This window comes from Catellatospora aurea (genome assembly GCF_042663325.1).
Taxonomy (GTDB): Bacteria; Actinomycetota; Actinomycetes; order Mycobacteriales; family Micromonosporaceae; genus Catellatospora; species Catellatospora aurea.
Genome location: NZ_JBHTAC010000008.1, coordinates 68,441 through 88,079 on the forward strand (window position 1 = coordinate 68,441; position 19,639 = coordinate 88,079).

The 19,639-nt window shown below is 72.2% G+C and carries 14 protein-coding genes and 1 pseudogene; 6 read left to right on the forward strand and 9 right to left on the reverse strand.

Annotated elements, in window-relative coordinates; all coding sequences use genetic code 11:
• The 3 genes from ACFQO7_RS10370 to ACFQO7_RS10380 are packed head-to-tail and all read right to left on the reverse strand — an operon-like array spanning position 1 to position 3,862.
• Positions 1–975 (reverse strand): TAXI family TRAP transporter solute-binding subunit, encoded by a 975-nt coding sequence (locus ACFQO7_RS10370; RefSeq protein ID WP_376806159.1) that lies wholly within the window; start codon positions 973–975, stop codon positions 1–3.
• Positions 969–1,397 (reverse strand): roadblock/LC7 domain-containing protein, encoded by a 429-nt coding sequence (locus ACFQO7_RS10375; protein WP_166382903.1) that lies wholly within the window; start codon positions 1,395–1,397, stop codon positions 969–971. Before ACFQO7_RS10375 ends, ACFQO7_RS10370 begins: the two co-directional genes overlap by 7 nt.
• Complete coding sequence (locus ACFQO7_RS10380; RefSeq protein WP_376806160.1) at positions 1,394–3,862, reverse strand: sensor histidine kinase; 2,469 nt, start codon at positions 3,860–3,862, stop codon at positions 1,394–1,396. Before ACFQO7_RS10380 ends, ACFQO7_RS10375 begins: the two co-directional genes overlap by 4 nt.
• Positions 3,863–4,211: 349 nt before the next feature.
• Between ACFQO7_RS10380 and ACFQO7_RS10385 the strand changes: the two genes are divergently transcribed.
• Together ACFQO7_RS10385 and ACFQO7_RS10390 are read left to right on the forward strand one after the other, a co-directional pair.
• Positions 4,212–4,700, forward strand: coding sequence for a COG4315 family predicted lipoprotein (locus tag ACFQO7_RS10385; protein WP_376806161.1), 489 nt, complete (start codon positions 4,212–4,214; stop codon positions 4,698–4,700).
• 125 nt (positions 4,701–4,825) lie between these two features.
• Complete coding sequence (locus ACFQO7_RS10390) at positions 4,826–6,493, forward strand: PQQ-dependent sugar dehydrogenase (RefSeq protein ID WP_376806162.1); 1,668 nt, start codon at positions 4,826–4,828, stop codon at positions 6,491–6,493.
• Positions 6,494–6,565: 72 nt separating this feature from the next.
• Here the strand turns inward: ACFQO7_RS10390 and ACFQO7_RS10395 are convergent, their stop codons facing one another.
• On the reverse strand, positions 6,566–7,597 hold the full coding sequence (locus tag ACFQO7_RS10395; RefSeq protein WP_376806163.1) for an OmpA family protein: 1,032 nt from the start codon (positions 7,595–7,597) through the stop codon (positions 6,566–6,568).
• Positions 7,598–7,599: 2 nt separating this feature from the next.
• Positions 7,600–8,373 (reverse strand): helix-hairpin-helix domain-containing protein, encoded by a 774-nt coding sequence (locus tag ACFQO7_RS10400; protein WP_376806164.1) that lies wholly within the window; start codon positions 8,371–8,373, stop codon positions 7,600–7,602.
• 186 nt (positions 8,374–8,559) lie between these two features.
• Between ACFQO7_RS10400 and ACFQO7_RS10405 the strand changes: the two genes are divergently transcribed.
• Entirely contained in the window at positions 8,560–9,042 is a 483-nt protein-coding gene (locus ACFQO7_RS10405) for a MaoC family dehydratase (RefSeq protein WP_376806165.1), read from the forward strand.
• Between the two features lie 8 nt (positions 9,043–9,050).
• Here the strand turns inward: ACFQO7_RS10405 and ACFQO7_RS10410 are convergent, their stop codons facing one another.
• Together ACFQO7_RS10410 and ACFQO7_RS10415 are read right to left on the reverse strand one after the other, a co-directional pair.
• Positions 9,051–9,254 (reverse strand): hypothetical protein, encoded by a 204-nt coding sequence (locus ACFQO7_RS10410; protein ID WP_203694153.1) that lies wholly within the window; start codon positions 9,252–9,254, stop codon positions 9,051–9,053.
• 108 nt (positions 9,255–9,362) lie between these two features.
• Positions 9,363–10,406, reverse strand: a complete 1,044-nt coding sequence (locus ACFQO7_RS10415) for a coiled-coil domain-containing protein (protein WP_376806166.1) — start codon at positions 10,404–10,406, stop codon at positions 9,363–9,365.
• Between the two features lie 328 nt (positions 10,407–10,734).
• On the opposite strand from ACFQO7_RS10415, the gene ACFQO7_RS10420 reads away from it, so the two are divergent.
• Both ACFQO7_RS10420 and ACFQO7_RS10425 read left to right on the forward strand, forming a co-directional pair.
• Positions 10,735–13,743 (forward strand): putative bifunctional diguanylate cyclase/phosphodiesterase, encoded by a 3,009-nt coding sequence (locus ACFQO7_RS10420; protein WP_376806167.1) that lies wholly within the window; start codon positions 10,735–10,737, stop codon positions 13,741–13,743.
• A 10-nt stretch (positions 13,744–13,753) separates the two neighbouring features.
• Entirely contained in the window at positions 13,754–14,473 is a 720-nt protein-coding gene (locus tag ACFQO7_RS10425) for a helical backbone metal receptor (RefSeq protein ID WP_376806168.1), read from the forward strand.
• Here the strand turns inward: ACFQO7_RS10425 and ACFQO7_RS10430 are convergent.
• Together ACFQO7_RS10430 and ACFQO7_RS10435 are read right to left on the reverse strand one after the other, a co-directional pair.
• Positions 14,470–15,894, reverse strand: coding sequence for a carboxylesterase/lipase family protein (locus ACFQO7_RS10430; RefSeq protein WP_376806169.1), 1,425 nt, complete (start codon positions 15,892–15,894; stop codon positions 14,470–14,472). The two genes, ACFQO7_RS10425 and ACFQO7_RS10430, sit on opposite strands and share 4 nt — an antisense overlap.
• Before the next feature lie 218 nt (positions 15,895–16,112).
• Positions 16,113–17,759 (reverse strand): FAD-binding dehydrogenase, encoded by a 1,647-nt coding sequence (locus ACFQO7_RS10435; protein ID WP_376806170.1) that lies wholly within the window; start codon positions 17,757–17,759, stop codon positions 16,113–16,115.
• 163 nt (positions 17,760–17,922) lie between these two features.
• On the opposite strand from ACFQO7_RS10435, the pseudogene ACFQO7_RS10440 reads away from it, so the two are divergent.
• Positions 17,923–18,381, forward strand: a pseudogene (locus ACFQO7_RS10440) (SigE family RNA polymerase sigma factor); the annotation flags it as partial.
• Positions 18,382–19,639 lie beyond the last annotated feature (1,258 nt).

Below are 19,639 nucleotides of genomic sequence, written 5' to 3' on the forward strand. Positions count from 1 at the left end.
TCAGGACACTCCGTAGAATCGCCGCGCCCCGGGGTGCAGCTCCAACGGCGACACCAGCGGTGCGATGTCCCGGCTGAAGTTGCCGCCCTCCGGGTGCACCGCGGCCAGCTCCGACTGGTGGTCGAAGAGCAGCTGGGTGAGGCGGTAGGCGACGTCGTCGGGCATGTCGACCGGCACCACGATCAGATTCGGCACCGCGATCGTGTCCACCTCGGCGGCCAGGCCGTACATGCCCTTCGGGATGCTGCCGGGGGCGTAGATGTCGGGATGGGCCTTGCTGATGGCCTGGCCCAGCTTGTCGAGCGGGACCAGGGTGAACACGCCCGGGGACTGGTCGAACAGGCCCTGGATGCCGGTCGTGGGCAGGCCGGCCGAGTAGAACATGGCGTCCAGGTCGCCGGACCGCATCGAGGACGTCATCTGCGACAGCGACGCCGACACCTGGGTGATGTCGCGCTTGAGGTCCAGCCCGGCGACGGTCAGCAGCCGGACGGCAACCTCCTCGCTGCCGGAGTTCTGCGGGCCGGTGCCGACCTTCTTGCCGCGCAGGTCGGTGATCGACTTGATCCCCGCGTTGCGGCGCACCACGAGGTGGGTCTGGCCGTTGAAGATCCGGGCCAGCGCCCGGAACTGCACCGGCTTGCCCTCGAACAGGCCCTTGCCCGCGGCGGCGTCCGCGGCCACGTCGGCGAAGGTGAACGCGATCTGCACGTCGTCGATGGCCAGCCGCTGCAGGTTCTCGCCCGCGCCGTTGGTCGGCGGGGCGAGCGCCTCGTAGCCGGGCAGGTGGCGGTTGATCAGATCGGCGTAACCGCCACCCACCTGGTTGAACACCCCGTTGGTGGGGCCGGTGCCGATGGTCAGGGTGCCGCCGTGCCAGGCCGGTGCGGCCTCTTCGGCGTCCGCCGAGCAGGCGGCGAGCGCCGGCCAGAGCAGTACGCAGAGCAGCAGGGCCAGCCGGCGGCGCCTCACCACTGGCCGTCCACCCGCGCCTCCGGCTCCAGAGCGTACGCGACCCGGTGTGCCAGCAGCGCCGTCTCGTAACCGATCTGGCCGAGGTCGCAGCCGGGCGCGGCCACCACGGCGAGGAACGCGCGGTCGCGGACCGCCATGATCAGGAGCACGCCCTCGTCCATGTCCACCACGGTCTGGCGCACCTGGCCGCTGCTCAGGCAGCGCGCCGCGCCGATGGTGAGGCTGGCCATCCCGCTCGTGATGGCAGAGAGCTGGTCCGACAGATCCTGACGAAGCCCGTCCGAGTGGGCGATCGTCAGGCCGTCCACAGAGACCGCCAGCACGTAGGTGACGTCGGCGATCCGTTGGGCGAAGGAGGTCAGCAGCCAGTCGAGGCCGCCGACCTCGTCGGCGCCGGCGAGCTGCGCGGGGTTCTGAGTCATCGAGTGCTTTCCTTCGTTGCTGGCGGGGCTGACAGGCGCTGCTCACGAGCCAGTTCGCGGTGAGCGGCCGCGATACCGCCGGCCAGACCGGACAGCCGGGCGCGGACCGCTTCGGGGTCCAGCAGTCCGGAGCTGTCGGTCCGGGAGGGGGTGGTGGCTGCGTCGCCTGGCGTCGAGAGGTTGCCGGGGCGGCGCTGGGGCAGGCCGGAGGGCAGGAGTCGGGGACGGTCGGGTGCCTGCCGGACCTCAGGGATCACCTGGGTCGGCGCGTCGGCGGCCACCGCGAAGGCGGCGGGCGCGACGGACGTGGACGGGGTGGGGGACTGGACAGCGGGGGACGGGGCGGCAGGAGGTGGGACGGTGGACGGCTGGGGGGTGGACGGCTGGACGGGCACCGACGGTGGTGCGGGGATGGGCGGTAGTGCGGACGCCGGGGCGCCGGCCGGGCGGGCGCCGGGCCGCCGGGTGCGCAGGGTCTCGCCGTCGGGCAGGGAGCCGTTGGACGGGACCGTCAGCCTGCTCACCGCGCTGTGCGACGGGGCGAGCAGAGCGGTCGGCAGCAGCACCAGCGCCACGGTACCTCCACCGGGGCTGCTGCGCAGTTGCACCGTGATCCCGCGGCGGGCGGCGATCCGGGCGACCACCAGCAGGCCCATGGTGCGGGCCAGTTCGCTGGTCAGCATGGACGGCCGGATCAGCCGCTCGTTGATCTCCTGGAGCTGCCCGGGCGGCATGCCGATGCCGGCGTCGAAGATGTTGATGGTGAGACCGTCCACACCGCGCCGGGTGGTGACCAGCACGCGGCTGTTCGGCGGGGAGAAGTCGGTCGCGTTCTCCAACAACTCGGCCAGCAGGTGCACGACGTCGCCGACGGCATGCGCCACGACGCACAGGTCCGCGATCGAGTTGGTCTCCACCCGGGCGTACTGGTCGATCTCCGCGGCGGCCGCGTGCACGACGTCGACCAGCAGCTCGGCGTTGACGAAGCGGCGGCCTGGCTCGCCACCGGCCAGCACGAGCAGGTTCTCCTCGTTGCGGCGCATGCGGGCGGCGAGGTGGTCCAGTGCGAACAGCTTGGCCAGCGACTGCGGGTCGGTCTCGCTGCGCTCGAACTCGTCGATCAGGTGCAGCTGGCGCTGCACCAGGGTCTGGCCGCGGCGGGACAGGTTCACGAACATCTGCGAGATGTCGTGGCGCAGCATGGCCTGGTCGGCGGCCAGGCGCAGCGCCTGCTGGTGCAGGTTGGCCAGCGCCGCGCCGACCTCGCCGATCTCGTCGTTGGGGCCGGCCAGCGCCTTCTCCGCCTGCTCGTTGGAGGCACGCACCAGGCGGCGCACCGTGTCGACGCCGGGCGCGGAGGAGACCTCGGCGATCGCGGCGGGCAGCTCGCCGCTGGCGATGTCCATCGCGGACCGGCTCAACCGGCGCAGGCCACGGCTGGTGCGTACGGACAGCAGCACCGCCACACCCAGCGAGACTCCGATGACCAGGGCCGACGCGCCGCCACTGGCCAGTGCGTCCTGCTCGGCCGCGGCGTGCTGCCGGGCGGCCTCGGCCTCCAGCGAGTCGATGACCTCCAGCTCGAACAGGTAGAGCCGGCGCAGTGCGTTGGACTTGGCGATGAACCACGCGTCCGGGTCGACGTCCAGGCCGACGGGGGTGCTGTCTGCGGTGAGCGCTCCCGCGAGCAGCGCGCGGGCCTTGTCCACGTCGGCACCGCGGACGACCTCGCGGTAGCGGGCCGTCAGCTGTGGACCGGCCACCCGTTCGAACTGCGCGATCCGTTCGGTCTCGGCGCCGTGCAGCTCGCCGAGCTCGGCCAGCTCGCCGTGCTCGAACCGGCCCCGGGCGAAGACGGTGCGCAGCAGACCGCGCTGCTCGGCGGAGTGGTGCTCGACCGCGTTCAGCGCCGCGACCGTCTCGGTCAGTGCGCTGAGCCGGGCGTCACCGGGCGCGGCGGCCAGCGCCTCGCCGACCGCGAACATGCTGTGGGTCAGCTCGTCGTAGACGGCCTCCGGGGAGGTCTTCACCGCCGGCTGGCCCTCGGGCGGGAACTGGGCCAGCTCACGCAGCCGGGGCAGCTCGGCCAGCGCGGCGTCGGCCTGGTCGACCAGCTCGCGGATCTCCGGCGCGACTTGCGTGGCGACGGGCACCGTGGCCCGGTAGCGGGCCACCGCCTCGTCGGTGCGCCGCCGCTGCGCGGTGAGCAGCAGCTCGCCCGCCTTGCCGCCGCGCTGCAGCAGCGCCTCGGTCTCCGAGAGCTCCTGTTCGAGCTGGTGGTTCAGCTTGACCGTGGCGGTCAGCGCCTGGGCCACCGCGCCGGAGGACTCGGCCTCACGTGCGGCGTCCAGGGCCGACGACGTCTGCACCCAGCCCAGCACGCCGATGCCGATCGTGGCCACGGCGATGGGCAGCAGCAGGCGGAAGCCGATGGAACGACGGGGACGGCGCCGTGCCGTGGCCATCGGAACATCGGCTTCCTCGACGTATTGAGGTGCCCACGGCGGTGCTCCGCCGCCGGTGACTGCCATCGCCTGTGCCTCTCGACTGTTCGGTGGGACTCCCATGAGAGTTACGGGCAACAACCTTCACCACAACCCCCGAAACGTCCACCGGATGGACACATAGGTGTCACACAACGACACGTTCAGCCCTCGACAGGGTTTGTCGGTTGTCGTTGCAGGTTCAACTTAGTTATATCCGAATTGGATTCATATCCTCCGGATGGGCGTGTTCTGGCGCGTTTCGCCGATGGAAAGTCACCCGGTCATTACGCTTTGTGACAATGTCGGATCCGCTGACGGGGTGGCATCAATGTTCGTACGCCGGTTCGCTCTGCTCGCCGCCGTGATCACCGCGGGCGCTCTCGGGGCCTGTGCCTCCAGCGCCACCCCGTCCGCCGGGGACGCGAAGGCCACGGGCGCGGTCGCCGCTCCGGTGGCCGCCTCCCCGTCGGCCGCCCGGGCCGCGGTGCGGATCGCCAACGTGGGCGGCCGCAAGGCTCTGGTCGATCAGGAGGGCCGCACGCTCTACGTCTTCCTCCGCGACGCCAAGGGCAAGAGCGCCTGCCTGGACAAGTGCGCGGTGACCTGGCCGCCGATGATCGGCGACGCGGTCAACGGGGAGGGCGTCGACGGCTTCCTGCTGTCCACCCACGTCCGGCCCGACGGGACCATGCAGACCACCTATCGCGACCTGCCGCTCTACCGGTTCGGCACCGACCGGCCGGGCGACGCCAACGGGCAGGGCATGGACGGCGCCTGGTTCATGCTCGACGAGAACGGCGACATGTACCAGTGGTGACCGTCCGGCCGCCGCTGTGAGCTCACTGCCAACCGGCGCGACCTCGGGCGTGTAACACCTGCCGCCCGGCGTCGCGCCGGTACTCTTGCCCGGATTCGCCGACTTGTCCGCGATGTGGGGAAGAGATGAAGAACAGACGTTTTCTGATCACCGCCACCGTGGTGGCCGTCGTGCTGGGCGGCATCGGTTACCTCTCCTTCCGGCAGGCGTACAGCAGCGGCGCTCCCGCGCAGCCCGCCCGGCCGGTGCGCACGCTCGGGGCGGCGCTGCCCGGCGCGCCCGCCGTCACCGAGCCGCGCGCCGACGGGCACCTGGTCAGCGGTGCCGACGTGCACATGGAGAGCGCGCCGATGCCGGCCCGCAAGAACGGCAAGAAGGTCAAGCACGTCTGCACCGAGTGGGAGCTCTGGTCCGTCGAGCCCGCCGAGCGGGTCTGGCACTCGCCCTGCGTGGACGGCCCGCAGCTGGTCCACGCCCACCTCGGCGACGGCGAGTTCGAGAACTCGTTCGCCGCCCGCCGCGACCTGGCCCCCGACCGTGAGTACGACCTGCGGGTGCGCTACCGCGACGACACCAAGGACAAGGAGGAGCGCTGGAGCCCGTGGGGCTACCGCGCGTTCCGGACCCTGCCGCAGCGCGCCCCGCTGGCCGGGGCCGGCACCTGGCACGTACGCCAGGACGGCTACCGGGTCGAGGAGGTGGCCGGCGGCTTCCAGCTGCCCGTGCACCTGGCGATGGTGCCGGGGCACACCGGCGACCCGGACCAGCCGATGTTCTACGTGACCGAGCTGTACGGCCAGATCAAGGTGGTCAAGGGCGACCTGAGCACGGGTGTCTACGCGAAGAACCTGCTCAACTTCGACCCGCGGGGCACCTTCCCCGGCACCGGCGAGAAGGGCGTCACCGGCATCACCGTCGACCCGGCCAACGGCGACGTGCTGGCGTCGGTGCTCTACGAGCGCGGCGGCGTGCACTACCCGAAGGTGGTGCGCTTCTCCAGCAAGGACGGCGGGCTCACGGCGGCGAAGCAGACGACGCTGCTGGACATGCCCGCCGAGCCGCAGTCGGCCGCGCACCAGATCTCGCAGCTCACCATCGGCCCGGACGGCAAGCTCTACGTGCACATGGGCGACGCCATGCTGGCGTACACGGCCAAGGACCTGAACTCGTTCCGCGGGAAGATCCTGCGGGTGAACCTGGACGGCAGCGCGCCGGCCGACAACCCGTTCTACGACGCCGAGGACGGCATCACCGCCCGCGACTACGTCTACGCCTCCGGCTTCCGTAATCCTTTCGGCGGGGCGTGGCGGGCCGACGGCAGCTACTACCAGGTCGAGAACGGCACCGCGATCGACCGGCTGTCCCGGGTGGACAAGGGCGTCGACTACGGCTGGGACGGCACCCGCGACAGCATGCTCAAGCCGAAGCTCTACATCTGGTCGCCCTCGACGGCGCCGACCTCGATCGCCTTCATCGACCCCGACGTGCACCACGGCTCGGGCTTCCCGAAGAGCAAGCACGGGCACATGTTCGTCGCGGAGAGCGGCCCGACCTTCGCCAGCGGCCCGCAGGACAACGGCAAGCGCATCGTCGAGTTCACCTTCGACGGCAACAAGGTCGGCAAGCCGAAGACCCTGCTGGAGTACAACGGCACCGGCAAGGCCAGCGTCGTCGGCCTCGCCGCGGGCCCCGACGGCCTCTACTTCACGGCCCTCTACCCCGACGCCGACACCGCGTCGCCCGACACCCCCGCCGCCAAGATCTACCGCCTCCGCTACACCGGCGCCGAATGAGAGAAAGGAAGGGCACCTTCACAACGCTCCGCGTTGTAGAAGGTGCCCTTCCTTTCTTGCGTCCTGCCCTGGTCAGGGCAGGACGATGAACTCCACGCGGCGGTTGACCGCCTGGCCGGCCTCGCTGGTGTTGGGGCGGGCGGGACGGCTCTCGCCGTAGCCCTGGGCGGTCAGCCGGTCGGCCGCGACACCCTGCTTGACCAGGTAGTCCAGCACCGTCTTGGCGCGGGCCCGGCTCAGCGTCAGGTTGTCCGCGGCCGTGCCGTTGCTGTCCGTGTGACCCTCGATCCGCACCTTGACCTGCGGGTTGGCGGTGAGGATGCGGGCCGCCTGGCCGAGCGCCGCCCGCCCGGCCGGGGTGAGCGTGGTGCTGTTGTCGAGGAAGGTGACCGCGGGCAGCTTGACCAGCTCCTGCTGGACCTTCGCCACCTCGGTGCGATCGACCACGACCGAGCCCGACTGGGCCGCGGCGGTGGCCACGGCGTCCTTGGCCGCCTGCGAGGCCAGCGTGCCCGTCAGCGACAGGTTGCCGCCACGCAGTTCGACCGACACGTCCTTGGCGCCCTGGCCGTAGGCGGAGATCACGTTCGCCGCGCCGTCGAGACCGGCGTCGGTCACGCTCGGGTCGATCTTCAGCTGGTCGTCCACCGGGCCGGTGCCGGCCAGGAAGGTGGCCGCCTCGAACAGCCGCTTGCGGGCAGCCTCGGTGGGCACCGTGCCGGTGAGCGTGGCCCGCCCGCCGGACAGCGTGAACACCACCGTCGGCGGGGTCACCGTGGCGGTCGGGGACGGCGACGGGGCCGGTGCGGCCACCGCGGGCACCTCGGCCACGGCGACGCGTACGCCCTCCAGCCTGCGCACGATCGCCAGCGCCTGATCGGCCTCGGCGGCCGAAGCGGCCTTCAGCGTGCCGTCGCGTCCGATGAAGTCGACCTCCACAGCGGACAGCCCCGCGGCGGCCAGCGCCTGCTCGGAGCGGGTCGTGAGGTCGTCCTGGACGGTCTCGCGGATGGGCAGGTGCTGCGCGGTGACGATGCCGGCCAGGCCGAGCACCGCGACCGCCAGCCCGACCACCGGGTGGAACCTGCGAGCGTTGTCCGCCATGCTCATTCCCGTCCCGTGTCGCGGCCGGCGACGAGGCGGCGCTGCAGGTCGGCCAGACCCTCCTCGTCCCCGTCGGCGAGCAGCTGGGCCTGCTGCGCCCAGGTGAGCAGGGCGGGCGCGAAGCTGAGCCCGCCGTCCTCGATGGCCTTGCGCAGGGCGGCGTTGTCGGCGGCGGCGACCGCGGCGTACGTGCCCATGCCGGCGGCCGTCAGCGCGGCCTCCATCTTGGGCCCGATGCCCTCGATGCGCTGCAGGTTGTCACCCGCGGCGACCAGCATGTTCTCGATCGGGGTGAGCGTCGACGCCTCGACCTTGAACGCCTTGTCCTGGGCGGCCTCGACCGCGGCCTCCACGGCGTCGTCGGGCTCGTCGGCCGCCACGGCGACGGGCTCCGGGGTGGGCTGGACGACCGGTTCGGCGGCGACCGGCTCCGGCTCGGCGGCCGACTCCGGCTTGGCGATCGGGGCGACCAGCGACACGGGCCGCTGCTGCACCTCGATCTCGTCGTCGGCGGGCGCGGCCGGGGCGGGCACGGCCTTCTTCGACGCCTTCTTGGCCGGCTTGGCCTTCTCGGCCTTGGCTTCGGCGGCCACGGGGGCCGCGGCGACCGGCGCGGGAGTCTCCGCGACGACCGGGGTGGACGGCGCGGCGGCCTCGGCCGGCTGCTCCGCCGGGGTGGACTTGCCGCGCCTGCTGAACAGCAGCCAGCCCACCAGCAGGCCGAGCAGGAACGCTGTCAGGATCATGAGGAGCGACTGGCCGATGAACCAGGCCACGAAGACCTCCAAAAAGAACGCGCGAGGGAAACGCGCTGTCGGAAGGATTGCCGCTCGTCTCGCTGATGCGAGCCGACGAGCTCGACGCAGCTTCGCACACGTCCCGGACATCCGACTCAGCGCATCGGCCGGTTGTGCCTCCTGCACCGGTCACAAAAGGCCGGATGTCCGCATAGGATCGCGGGCGTGCCGGAGACCGTGACGCATGTGCGCGACCTAGCCGACGTGGTCGGCAGCTTCCTGGGACACAGCGCCTGGCACGAGATCACCCAGCGCCAGGTGGACCTGTTCGCCGAGGCGACCTGGGACGACCAGTGGATCCACACCGACCCCGAGCGGGCCGCGGCCGGGCCGTACGGCGGCACCATCGCGCACGGCTTCCTCACCATGTCGCTGACGCCGACCCTGCTGGCCGAGATCTGGCGGGTCGAGGGCGTGGACATGACCGTCAACCAGGGACTGGACAACCTGCGGCTGCGGGCCCCGGTGCCGGTGGGCGCGCTGGTGCGGATGGGCGCCGACCTGCTGTCGACGCGCACCCGGCCGAAGGGCTTCGCCGAGGTCGTGGTGCGGCTGACCTTCGAACTGGAGCACGCCGGCCGGCGGCAGCGCGCGGCCACCGCCGACCTGACGATCCTGCTCCGCGAGTCGGCGGCCGTCCCGCGCTGATCAGCGCCTCAGGAGGGGTCGCCCTGCCAGCGGGCGTCCTCCTCCTCCCACTCCTCGTTGCGCTCCTTGACCTTGGCCAGCGCCTGCTCGGCGTCGGCGGGGGAGGGGTACGGCCCGAGCAGGAACTTGGCCGCGCACTTGCCGTCGCCGCTCTCGACCCGGTTGTGCTTGATGCACCAGAAGTACTGCGGCGGATCTCCGACGTTCGTCATGCCATCACTGTGCCCGTTCGCCGGCCCGCTACGCCACCGATCCGCGACAAGCCGCCGGACATACGACAGGGGGCGCTCTTCTTTCGAAGAGCGCCCCCTGTCCGCCGATCACAGCATGGACAGATGCACGTGGTTCGTATGGTCCCCGGCGGGGTTGTCCCCGCAGTTGGAGCCGGCCGAGTCGTAGGTCTTCCAGGCGCCGTTGATCCAGATCTTGCAGTACCAGATCACGTACATGACCCCGAGCCGGCTGGCGTTCTTGATGAAGAACGAGGCCAGGTTGTTGCCGTAGGTGCGGTCGCCGCCGCTGGCGGAGTAGTTGGTGAAGCCGCCGGTGGCCGACGCGAAGTCGCAGGCCCGGCCCTTGGGATGCTCGCCGCCGCCGCCGGAGCGGTGGCAGGAGACGTAGCGCTTGAAGCCGTTGGCCTTGGCCTGGTTCATCGCCCACAGGGTGCGCGGGGTGATGCAGCCGCTGGTGGTCGGGTCCTTGATCGTGCAGCCCTCGCTGGGCCAGGATCCGTCGGAGTTGCGCGGGGCGGGCTTGGCCAGGGGGGAGTTCGGGTTGATGTAGCCGCTGGAGCTGCGCCCGTCGACCGCGCGCAGGGCCTGGTCGGCGGCCTTCTTGCGCTTCTCCATCTCCTTGACCGCGTCCTGCTGCAGCTTCAGCTGGATGTCGATCGCGGCCTTCTTCGCGGTGACCTCCTGCTTGCGCGTGCGGAAGTCGCGCATGCGGGCCTCGTCGCGCTGGGTCATCCGGTCCATGGCGTTGGCCTTGGCCAGCAGGGAGCCCGGGTCGGTGCCGTTGACCATGAGGCTGACCATGCCGAGCCGGCCGGTCTTGTAGGCCTCCGACGCGTACTGGCCGACGAACACCCGCAGCCGCTCCAGGTCGGCCTCGGCCGAGAGCAGCTCGGTCGTCAGCGCCTTCTGCGAGGCCTCGGCCGCGTCGAGCGCCGCCTGCGCCTCCAGGTAGCCCTTGGCCGCGACCTCCAGGTTCTCGCGCAGCTGCTTGAGCGACTGGGAGCTGCCCTCGTTGGGCTCCGCGAACGCGGGCGCCGCCGGCGCCAGCCCGCTCACCACCAGGAACACGGCGGCCAGCAGCAGCGTGAGGTGGGCGGCGCGTCGTCGTGGTCGGGGCGCGGTGGGGGTCACGGAGGTGCTTCCTTCCGTCGTTGCCGCGCGGACGGACCGGCGTGCCGCGGCGCTGCTGGGGGAGCAGCGGACCGGGCGGCCGTGCCGTCGTCGGGGATGCGCGACGGTGGCTTCGGCAGATCTTTATGTGAGACAGCCTCGGTGCCGTGGGGGCAGGCGGTCAGAGTACCCGGTCTCGCGGGGGCCGCTCAAAACGATCGACGATCGTGCGCCGCTTTGCCCGAATCGTTGGTTTTCGCGTTGCCACGTCAGGGAACCAGCTGCGTAATAGTGTTATCCGGAGGGAATTGTGTCGTCTCGCGCCGTTTCAGTGCTCTTCACAGCCTGGATGGTGCTGCTTGGCGTGTTTTATTACGTCATCAGGCCGTGGCAGGTGGGATTGTGGGCCGCGCTCGGGCTGAGCGGGGCGGCCGCGATCGCCTACGGCGTGCGCCGCAACCGGCCCCGCCGGCCTCGCCCGTGGTACCTGCTCTCCGCGGCGCTGGTGCTGTTCGCCGTCGGGGACTTGTTCTCCGCCGTGCTCAACAGCGACTACATGGCGCCCTACGACGTGCCCCTCATAGTCGACATGATCTACCTGGCGATGTTCATCGTGATGAGCCTGGGCCTGATGGGTCTGGCCCGGTCCGGCTGGGCGATGCGCGACCGGGCCGGGGTGCTCGACGCGGTGACCCTGATCCTGGGCCTGGGCCTGCTCGCCTGGATGTTCATCATCGAGCCGCGTTTTCGTACGCCCGGATTGACGGCACTGGACCAGATCGCCGCGGTCGCCTATCCGCTGGCCGACCTGCTGCTGCTGGCCATGGTGGTGCGGATCGTGCTGGTCGCGCGCTGGAGCGCGCCGGTGGCGCTGCTGGCCGCGGGCGGCATCGGCATGTTCGTCAGCGACAACCTGCACCTGTTCGCCCGGCTCGACGGCTTCTGGCACATCGGCGGTTCGCTCGACGTCGGCTGGATGCTGCTCTACTGGGGCTGGGGGCTGGCCGCACTGCTGCCCTCGATGATCTGGCTGACCGAGCCGAGGCCCGCGCCGACCGCTGAGCTCAGCGGCCGGCGCGTGGTGGTGCTGGGGCTGTCCTCGTTCATCCCGCCGATGGTGCTGCTCTTCCAGGCACTGCGCGGGCCGGTGCGCAACGCCGAGGGCATCGCGCTGCTCTGCATCGCGATGTTCGTGCTGGTGCTGATCCGGCTGCTGGACGCCATGCGCATCCACCGGCAGGCGCTGGCCCGCGAACGCCTGCTGCGCGAGGCCGGCGTGAGCATGGTGGCGGCCACCGACATCGCCCAGGTCTCCGACGTCGTACGCGACACCGCCACCAACCTGATGCCCAGCCACGCCGAGCACCGGGTGATCCTGGCCGTCGAGGAGAACGAGCAGGCCCCGGTCGCCGAGCCGCGGCTCGACGGCCCCCGGCCCGCGGTGCTGTGCCGCACCGGCGAGCTGCCCGCGGAGCACGCCGACGAGCTGGCGGGCTTCGACACCGTGCTGAGCTGCCCGCTCGCGCCCGCCGACGGCACCTCGGGCGGGCACAGCATCGGCACGCTGCTGATCGCGGCCGACGAGGACGTGCTGCACACGCTGCAGGGCACCATGGAGGTGCTCGCCCTGCAGGCGGCGCTGGCGCTGTCCCGGATCATGCTGAACGACGAGGTCAACCGGCGTGACAGCGAGGCCTACTTCCGGGCGCTGGTGCACAACACCACGGACGTGATCATGATCGTGGGCGGTGACGACGAGATCCGCTACTGCAGCCCGTCCGCGGCGGCGATGTTCGGCCGGGAGGCCCTCGAAGGCAACCACCTGCTCGACCTCGTCGTCCCGGAGGAGCGTGAGCGCAGCGCGGGCTTCCTCATGCGGGCCCGCCAGGAGCGGCGCGGCGAGACCACGGACTGGACCGTCTGGGGCTTCGGGGACCGGCGGTTGCAGGTCGAGGTCTCCAGCCGGGACCTGCGCGAGGACCCCGCCGTCGCCGGACTGGTGATCACCCTGCGGGACGTGACCCAGCGCCGGCGACTGGAGCGGGAGCTGACCCACCGGGCGTTCCACGACTCGCTGACCGGGCTGGCCAACCGCGCCCTGTTCATCGACCGGGTGACGCTCGCGGTGGACCGGGCCCGCCGCAACGGGTCCATCGCGGGGGTGCTCTTCATCGACCTCGACGACTTCAAGGACGTCAACGACACCATGGGCCACCCGGTCGGGGACGAGTTGCTGACCGCGGTCGCCGAACGCCTCAAAGGAGTGCTGCGCCCGCACGACACGGCCGCCCGCCTGGGCGGCGACGAGTTCGCGGCGCTGATCGAGGACTCCACCGGCACCGGGGCGATCGAGGCGGTGGCCGAACGGGTGGTGCGGGTGCTGTCGGTGCCCGTGCCGGTGGGCGACCAGCGGGTGCCCGCCGGGGCCAGCATCGGCGTGGCCACCACCAAACACGCCCACGACGGCGACGAGCTGCTGCGCCACGCCGATCTGGCGCTGTACTCGGCCAAGGGCGAGGGCAAGGGGCAGTGGCGGCGGTACCAGCCGGCCCTGCACGAGGCGCTGGTCGAACGGCTCCAGCTGAAGGCGGACCTGGACCGGGCCGTCGCCGAGGAGGAGTTCAGCCTGCGCTTCCAGCCGGTCGTCGGGCTGACCGGCGGCGGCACGGTCGGCTTCGAGGCGCTGGTGCGCTGGGAACATCCCAGCCGGGGCACCCTGGCCCCCGGCGAGTTCATCGGGCTGGCCGAGGAGTCCGGGCTGATCGTGCCGATCGGCACGCAGGTGGTGCGCCAGGCGCTGGCCACGGCCGCCCAATGGCCCACCCGGGCCGGGCTGAGCCCGTACGTCAGCATCAACATCTCGGCGCGTCAGTTCCGCACCCCCGGCGTGGTTGCCGACCTGCTGCGCGAACTGGACGAGGCGGGCCTGCCCGCGCACCGGATGATGCTGGAGATCGTCGAGACGCTGCTGCTGCACGAGGACGAGGAGGTCTGGGCCGACCTGGCCGAGCTGCGCGAGGCGGGCGTACGCGTGGCCATCGACGACTTCGGCACCGGCTACTCGTCGCTGAGCTACCTGCGGCAGATGTCGCTGGACGTGGTGAAGCTGGACAAGTCCTTCGTCGGCGAGATCGCCGTTTCGGCCCAGCAGCGCGCGCTGGTGGAGGGCATCGTACGGCTGGCCAACACGCTCGGCCTGGAGGTCATCGCCGAGGGCATCGAGACGCAGGAGCAGCGCGACATCCTCGCCGACATCGGCTGCCCCTACGGCCAGGGCTACCTGTTCAGCAAGCCGCTGCCCGGCGGGGAGACGTTCCCGTGGCTGGTCGACGACCTCGAAAACCCTGCGGAGCACTAGGGTCGGGCGGATGCGGATCGTCTCCCTGGTGCCGTCGCTGACCGAGGCCGTCGCGGCGACGCTGCCCGGGGCCCTGGTGGGGGCCACCGACTGGTGCACCCATCCGGCCGGGCTCGACGTCGCCCGGGTGGGCGGCAGCAAGTATCCCGACCTGGACCGGATCCTCGCGCTGCGCCCGGACGTGGTGCTGGTCAACGTCGAGGAGAACCGCGAGCAGGACGCCGACGCGCTGCGCGCCGCGGGCGTCGAGCTGCACGTCACCTACCCGCGCACCGTCGACGAGGCCCTCGACGAGCTGGGCCGTTTGCTGGCCGCCCTCGGCGCACCCGGCGAGCCGGACTGGCTGACCGCAGCCCGCTCCGCCTGGGCCGCTCTGCCCGCCCCGGCGACGCCCCGCCGTGCCGTGATCCCGGTGTGGCGTCGTCCCTGGATCGTGCTCGGCGGCGGCACTTTCGCCGGAGACGTGCTCCGCTGCCTCGGCGTGACCAACGTGTACGCCGACGACCCCGAGCGTTACCCCCGCCCATCCCTCGCCGACCTGCACGCCCAGACCGCCGACCTGATCGTGCTGCCCGACGAGCCCTACGCCTTCACCCGCGCCGACGGCCCCGAGGCCTTCCCCGGCACCCCCTGCGCCCTCATCTCCGGCCGCCACCTCACCTGGTACGGCCCCTCCCTCATCGAAGCCCCCACCCTGCTCACCGCCCAGCTCGCCCGGACCGGACGTTAGGACCAGGAGCGCAGCTCGTCGTCGTTGGGGGCGTGGACGAGGAGTGAGGTGGGGGCGTCGAAGCGCATGACGGGGCGGGACGGGTTCCAGGGGGACCAGCCGGGGTCGCCGGTGGTGGCGAAGGCGATCCAGGCGCGGTGCATGGCGTCGGCGAGTTCTTGCGGCGGGTTCGGGCCGGACAGGGGCAGCCCGTCTGGGGTGCCGAGGGTGTCGAAGACGAAGCCGATCTCCAGAGCGTGGCAGGCGCCGAGCCGCTCCACCGGTGACGGCCAGGCGAACTCGTACAGCCAGGTGTCGCCGGGTCGGGCGTCGGCGAGCAGGTTGAGCGGGCGGCGCAGCAGCCGGTCGGTGGCGATGGCGCCGAGCAGCTCGCCCGGCGTGGCCTCGGGCCGGGCCGCCCGGTAGGCCCGTGCGGTGCGCGCCCGCACCCGGAACTTGGCCAGCGCCAGCCGCAGCGTGAGCCGGTTGATCCGGTCGACCAGGCCGGTCGGCACGAACCACAGCCGGTACTCCTCGGCGTTGTAACCCAGCAGCACCGGGATGTCGGCGGCCGCGCCGCCGTGCAGGGCGACCATCGGGTCGCGGGGCAGCACGTCGCCGTCGACGGTCAGGGTGAAGCCGTTGCCGTTGCCGATCGGCGGCCCGCCCCGGGTGATCGAGACCTGCGCGGCGAGCAGCCGGGCCCGGTCCACCCGCGCGAACGCCTCGGCGGTCGCCGGGATCTTCAGCCGCTTGGCGATGAGCCGGGTGGACCGGCCCGCGGCCTCGGGCGGCTGCGCGGCCGGGGCCCCGCTCTGCAGCACCGCCCGATGGAACAGGCCCTGCGCGTGAGGACTGGTCAGCAGCGCCCCGATGGAGATCGAGCCTGCCGACTCGCCGAACACGGTCACGTTGCCGGGGTCGCCGCCGAACGCCGCGATGTTGTCACGCACCCAGGTCAGCGCCGCGATCTGGTCGCGCAGGCCGAGGTTGGCGGGGGCGTCGGGGAACACGCCGAAGCCCTCGATGCCCAGCCGGTAGTTGATCGACACGAGCACCACGCCGTCGCGGGCGAAGTTGCGCCCGTCGTACGCGGGCAGGCTGCTCGACCCGTTGCGCAGCGAGCCGCCGTGGATCCACACCATGACGGGCCGCCCGGCCGCGCCCGCGGGGGCCCACACGTTCAGGTTCAGGCACTCGTCGCCGGGGATCGACGGGTCGGCCAGCAGCCGGTCCATCGGCGGCGGGAACGGTGCCTTCGGCGCGGTCGGCCCGTACGCCAGCGCGTCGCGCACCCCCGTCCACGCCGTCACGGGCGCGGGAGCCGTGAACCGGTGCTCCCCGAACGGCGCAGCCGCGTACGGAATACCCAGGAACACCGCGACCCCGTCGTCGACCCGCCCCCGCACCCGCCCGCTCCGGGTCGCGACAACGACCCCCACCGCAGTCTCCGTCACCCCAGCATTCTCCCGCCCGAAAGAAAGGAAGGGCACCTTCTTAACGCTTTGCGTAGAAGAAGGTGCCCTTCTTAACGCATCAGGTGCGCTACACAGGGGCGGAGCGAGCCGCGCCAGGTGCCGGGGGCAGCGCAGCCGGCGGGCGGCCGGGCGCGGTGGTCGGGAAGGAGGGCCGTGGCCGGGTGTGGTCGGCCACGGCCCGGTCACACGGCCGCGGCGGCGGCGCGGCCCGCCTGGCGGCCGGAGAAGATGCAGCCACCGAGGAAGGTGCCCTCCAGCGAGCGGTAGCCGTGCACGCCGCCGCCGCCGAACCCGGCCACCTCGCCGGCCGCGTACACCCCGGGCAGGGGCGTGCCGTCGGCCCGCAGCACCCGGCCGGACAGGTCGGTCTCCAGCCCGCCCAGGGTCTTGCGGGTGAGGATGTTGAGCCGGACCGCGATCAGCGGCCCCGCCTTCGGGTCCAGCAGCCGGTGCGGCGTCGCCACCCGGATCAGCTTGTCCCCGCGGTAGTTGCGCGCCCCGCGGATCGCGGTGATCTGCAGGTCCTTGGTGAAGGTGTTGGTCAGCTCGCGGTCGCGCGCCTCGATCTGCCGGCGCACCTCGGTGAGGTCGAGCAGGCCCTGCCCGGTCAGCTTGTTCATGCCCGCGACCAGCTCGTCCAGGGTGTCCGCGACGACGAAGTCGGCCCCGTTGCGCTTGAACGCCTCGACCGGGCCGGGCGCGCCGGGCAGCGCCCGCTTGAGCACCTGCCGCACGCTCTTGCCGGTCAGATCGGGGTTCTGCTCGGAGCCCGAGAGCGCGAACTCCTTCTCGATGATCTTCTGGGTGAGCACGAACCAGGTGTACTCGTGCCCGGTGCCCATGATGTGCTCCAGCGTGCCGAGCGTGTCGAAGCCGGGGAACAGCGGCACCGGCAGCCGCTTGCCGGTCGCGTCCAGCCACAGCGACGACGGGCCGGGCAGGATCCGGATGCCGTGCCGGTCCCAGATCGGGGCCCAGTTCTCGATGCCCTCGGTGTAGTGCCACATCCGGTCGCGGTTGATCAGGTTGCCGCCCGCGTCCTCGGTGATGCCGAGCATCCGGCCGTCGACGTGCGCGGGCACGCCGGACAGCAGCCGCTGCGGCGGGGTGCCCAGCCGCTGCGGCCAGTTGCGCCGCACCAGGTCGTGGTTGCCGCCGATGCCGCCGGAGGTCACGACCACCGCCTGCGCGCGGTAGGAGAATTCCCCCACCTCGGTACGCGAGCTGGCCTCGCCCCGGGCGGCCGGGCTGGGCTCCAGCACCGCGCCGCGTACGCCGTCGACCGCGCCCGCGGTCACCGTCAGCTCGTCGACCCGGTGCCGGAACGCGAGCGTGACCAGGCCCTTGTCCACCGCGGCGCGGACCCGGCGGAGGAACGGGGCCAGCACGCCCGGCCCGGTGCCCCAGGTGATGTGGAACCGCGGCACCGAGTTGCCATGGCCGTCGGCGAGGTAACCGCCCCGCTCCGCCCAGCCGACCACGGGGAAGAACCGCACTCCCTGCGCGTGCAGCCAGGACCGCTTCTCCCCGGCGGCGAAGTCCACGTACGCCTGCGCCCACTTGCGCGGCCAGGCGTCGCACTCGCGGTCGAACCCGGCGCTGCCCAGCCAGTCCTGCAGGGCCAGCTCGGCGGAGTCCTTGATGCCCATGCGCCGCTGCTCGGGGGTGTCGACCAGGAACAGGCCGCCGAACGACCAGAACGCCTGCCCGCCCAGCGAGGCCTCCGGCTCCTGGTCGAGCAGGATGACGCGCTTGCCGGCGTCGGCCAGCTCGGCGGTGGCCACGAGCCCGGCCAGCCCGGCCCCGACCACGATGACGTCTGCGTCCACGCTGCCCACTCCCTGCATTCACGGCGATGTGACCGGCAGCATAGCGAACGCGAAACTCCTTCGCCTCGCTCGGCACCGGGGCGCGCCGCACTACCGGATGATGGCCTGCGCGAGCCCTCAACCCCGGAGCGAACCGCTGCGTATCAAGGAGCGGAGGTGGCGGATGGACAGGTACGACGGGTTCCACGAGTTCGTGCTCGCCCGGGGAGGCGCGCTGTCGCGCACGGCGTTCCTGCTGACCGGCGAGCACCACGCGGCCGAGGACCTGGTGCAGTCGGCGCTGGCCAAGGCGGCACCCCGGTGGCGGCAGATCGTGGAGTACGGGCAACCGGAGGCGTACATCCGGCGCACCATGGTCAACGAGCAGATCTCGTGGTGGCGGCGACGCCCGGCCCGGCCCGTGGCAGACCTGCCCGACCTGCCCGGTCCCGACGAGCCGCACCGGGTCGTGGAGCGGGTCGCGCTCGGCAAGGCGCTGGACACGCTCTCGCCCCGCCAGCGCGCCGTGGTCGTGCTCCGCTTCTACGAGGACCTGTCCGAGGCGGACACCGCAGCCGTGCTGGGCTGCTCGGTCGGCAGCGTGAAGAGCCACACCCACCACGCGCTGAGCCGGCTGCGCCAGGCCCTGCCGCTCTACGCCGAGCAGGCCGGGCAGTATGCCGACGCGGGCGCGGCCCTGGTCACGGCCCGCCGACGCCGGGCCCGCCGGGCGGCCGTGACGGCGCTCGCGCTCGTGCCGCTGCTGCTGACCACGATCTGGTACGCCGTGCGCGCCCCCGCCGAAGTGCCGCCGCCCGTGACCGTGCCACCCTCGGTGAGCCCGGTGTCGCTGCCCCCGCTGCGCCCGCGTCCGGAACGGCCGTCGACCGCCGGCAGGCTGCCGTCCGATCGCGGCGTCGGGGCCGCGTCGCTACTGCTGGAGGAGTCCCTGGGCCTGGTGCAGCTGGTCGTCGGCGACGGCGGCCTGTACTCCCACTACGTGCCCGCCGACCAGCTCCTCAACGCGCCGACCCTGTCTCCGGACGGCCGCTGGCTCACCTGGACGACCGCCCAGGCGACGCTCGTGCGCGACCTGACCACGACCACGGTGCACGAGCTGCCGCCGTCGTCCGGCACACCGTTCTGGTCGCCGTCGGGCGGCTGGTTCGTCGTGCCCGGCACGTCCGAGCGCGGCGACCTGCTCTACCGGATACCGGACTGGACGGTGTACCCGCTGGCCCTGGCGCCGCCGGACAGGCTGGCCCGAGCCGTGCTGGACAGCGGGGAGCTGCTGCTGCCGGCGAGCCCGGTGAGCCGTACCGCCGTCCGGCTCGAACTGAGGAATCCGTTCACCGGGCTGGCGCGGGTCATCACGGTGGACGCGGGCGAGCTGCTCGGTGCGGGCGAATCCGTGGGCGGTTCCACGGCGGACGTCGGGTCGGTATCGCGCATCGACGTCATGGTGTCGGCCGACGGGGTGGCCGCGCTGCAGGTAGTGCCGGGGGAGACGGGGAACGTGACCCACGAGCTCGCCATGATCGAGTTCTCGCTCGCGGACGGTCGAGCCTTGCGCCGGCTGGGCCTGGCCTCCGGCCCGACCGCCTGGGCGCTCTGCTACCGGGGTGGGGACCTGCTGTGGAAGGACGGCGAGTACCTGCGCCGCAGACCGGCGGGTGCGGATCACGACGAGGTGGTGATGCCGCTCGACCAGGGTTCGGCGATCAGGCCGCCCGGCTGCTCGGGCACCGGCCGGATCGCGTCGCCCGGCTGAACCACCGGGGTCCGCCCGGCCGCGGCGGCCCCAGGCGCGGGCGAGCCCTCCACGCCGGGCGGCAGATGCCGGACGCGGCCGTGCGAGATGATCCCAACCTTCCGGCCCGCTGCCACGTAGGGGGAGGTGG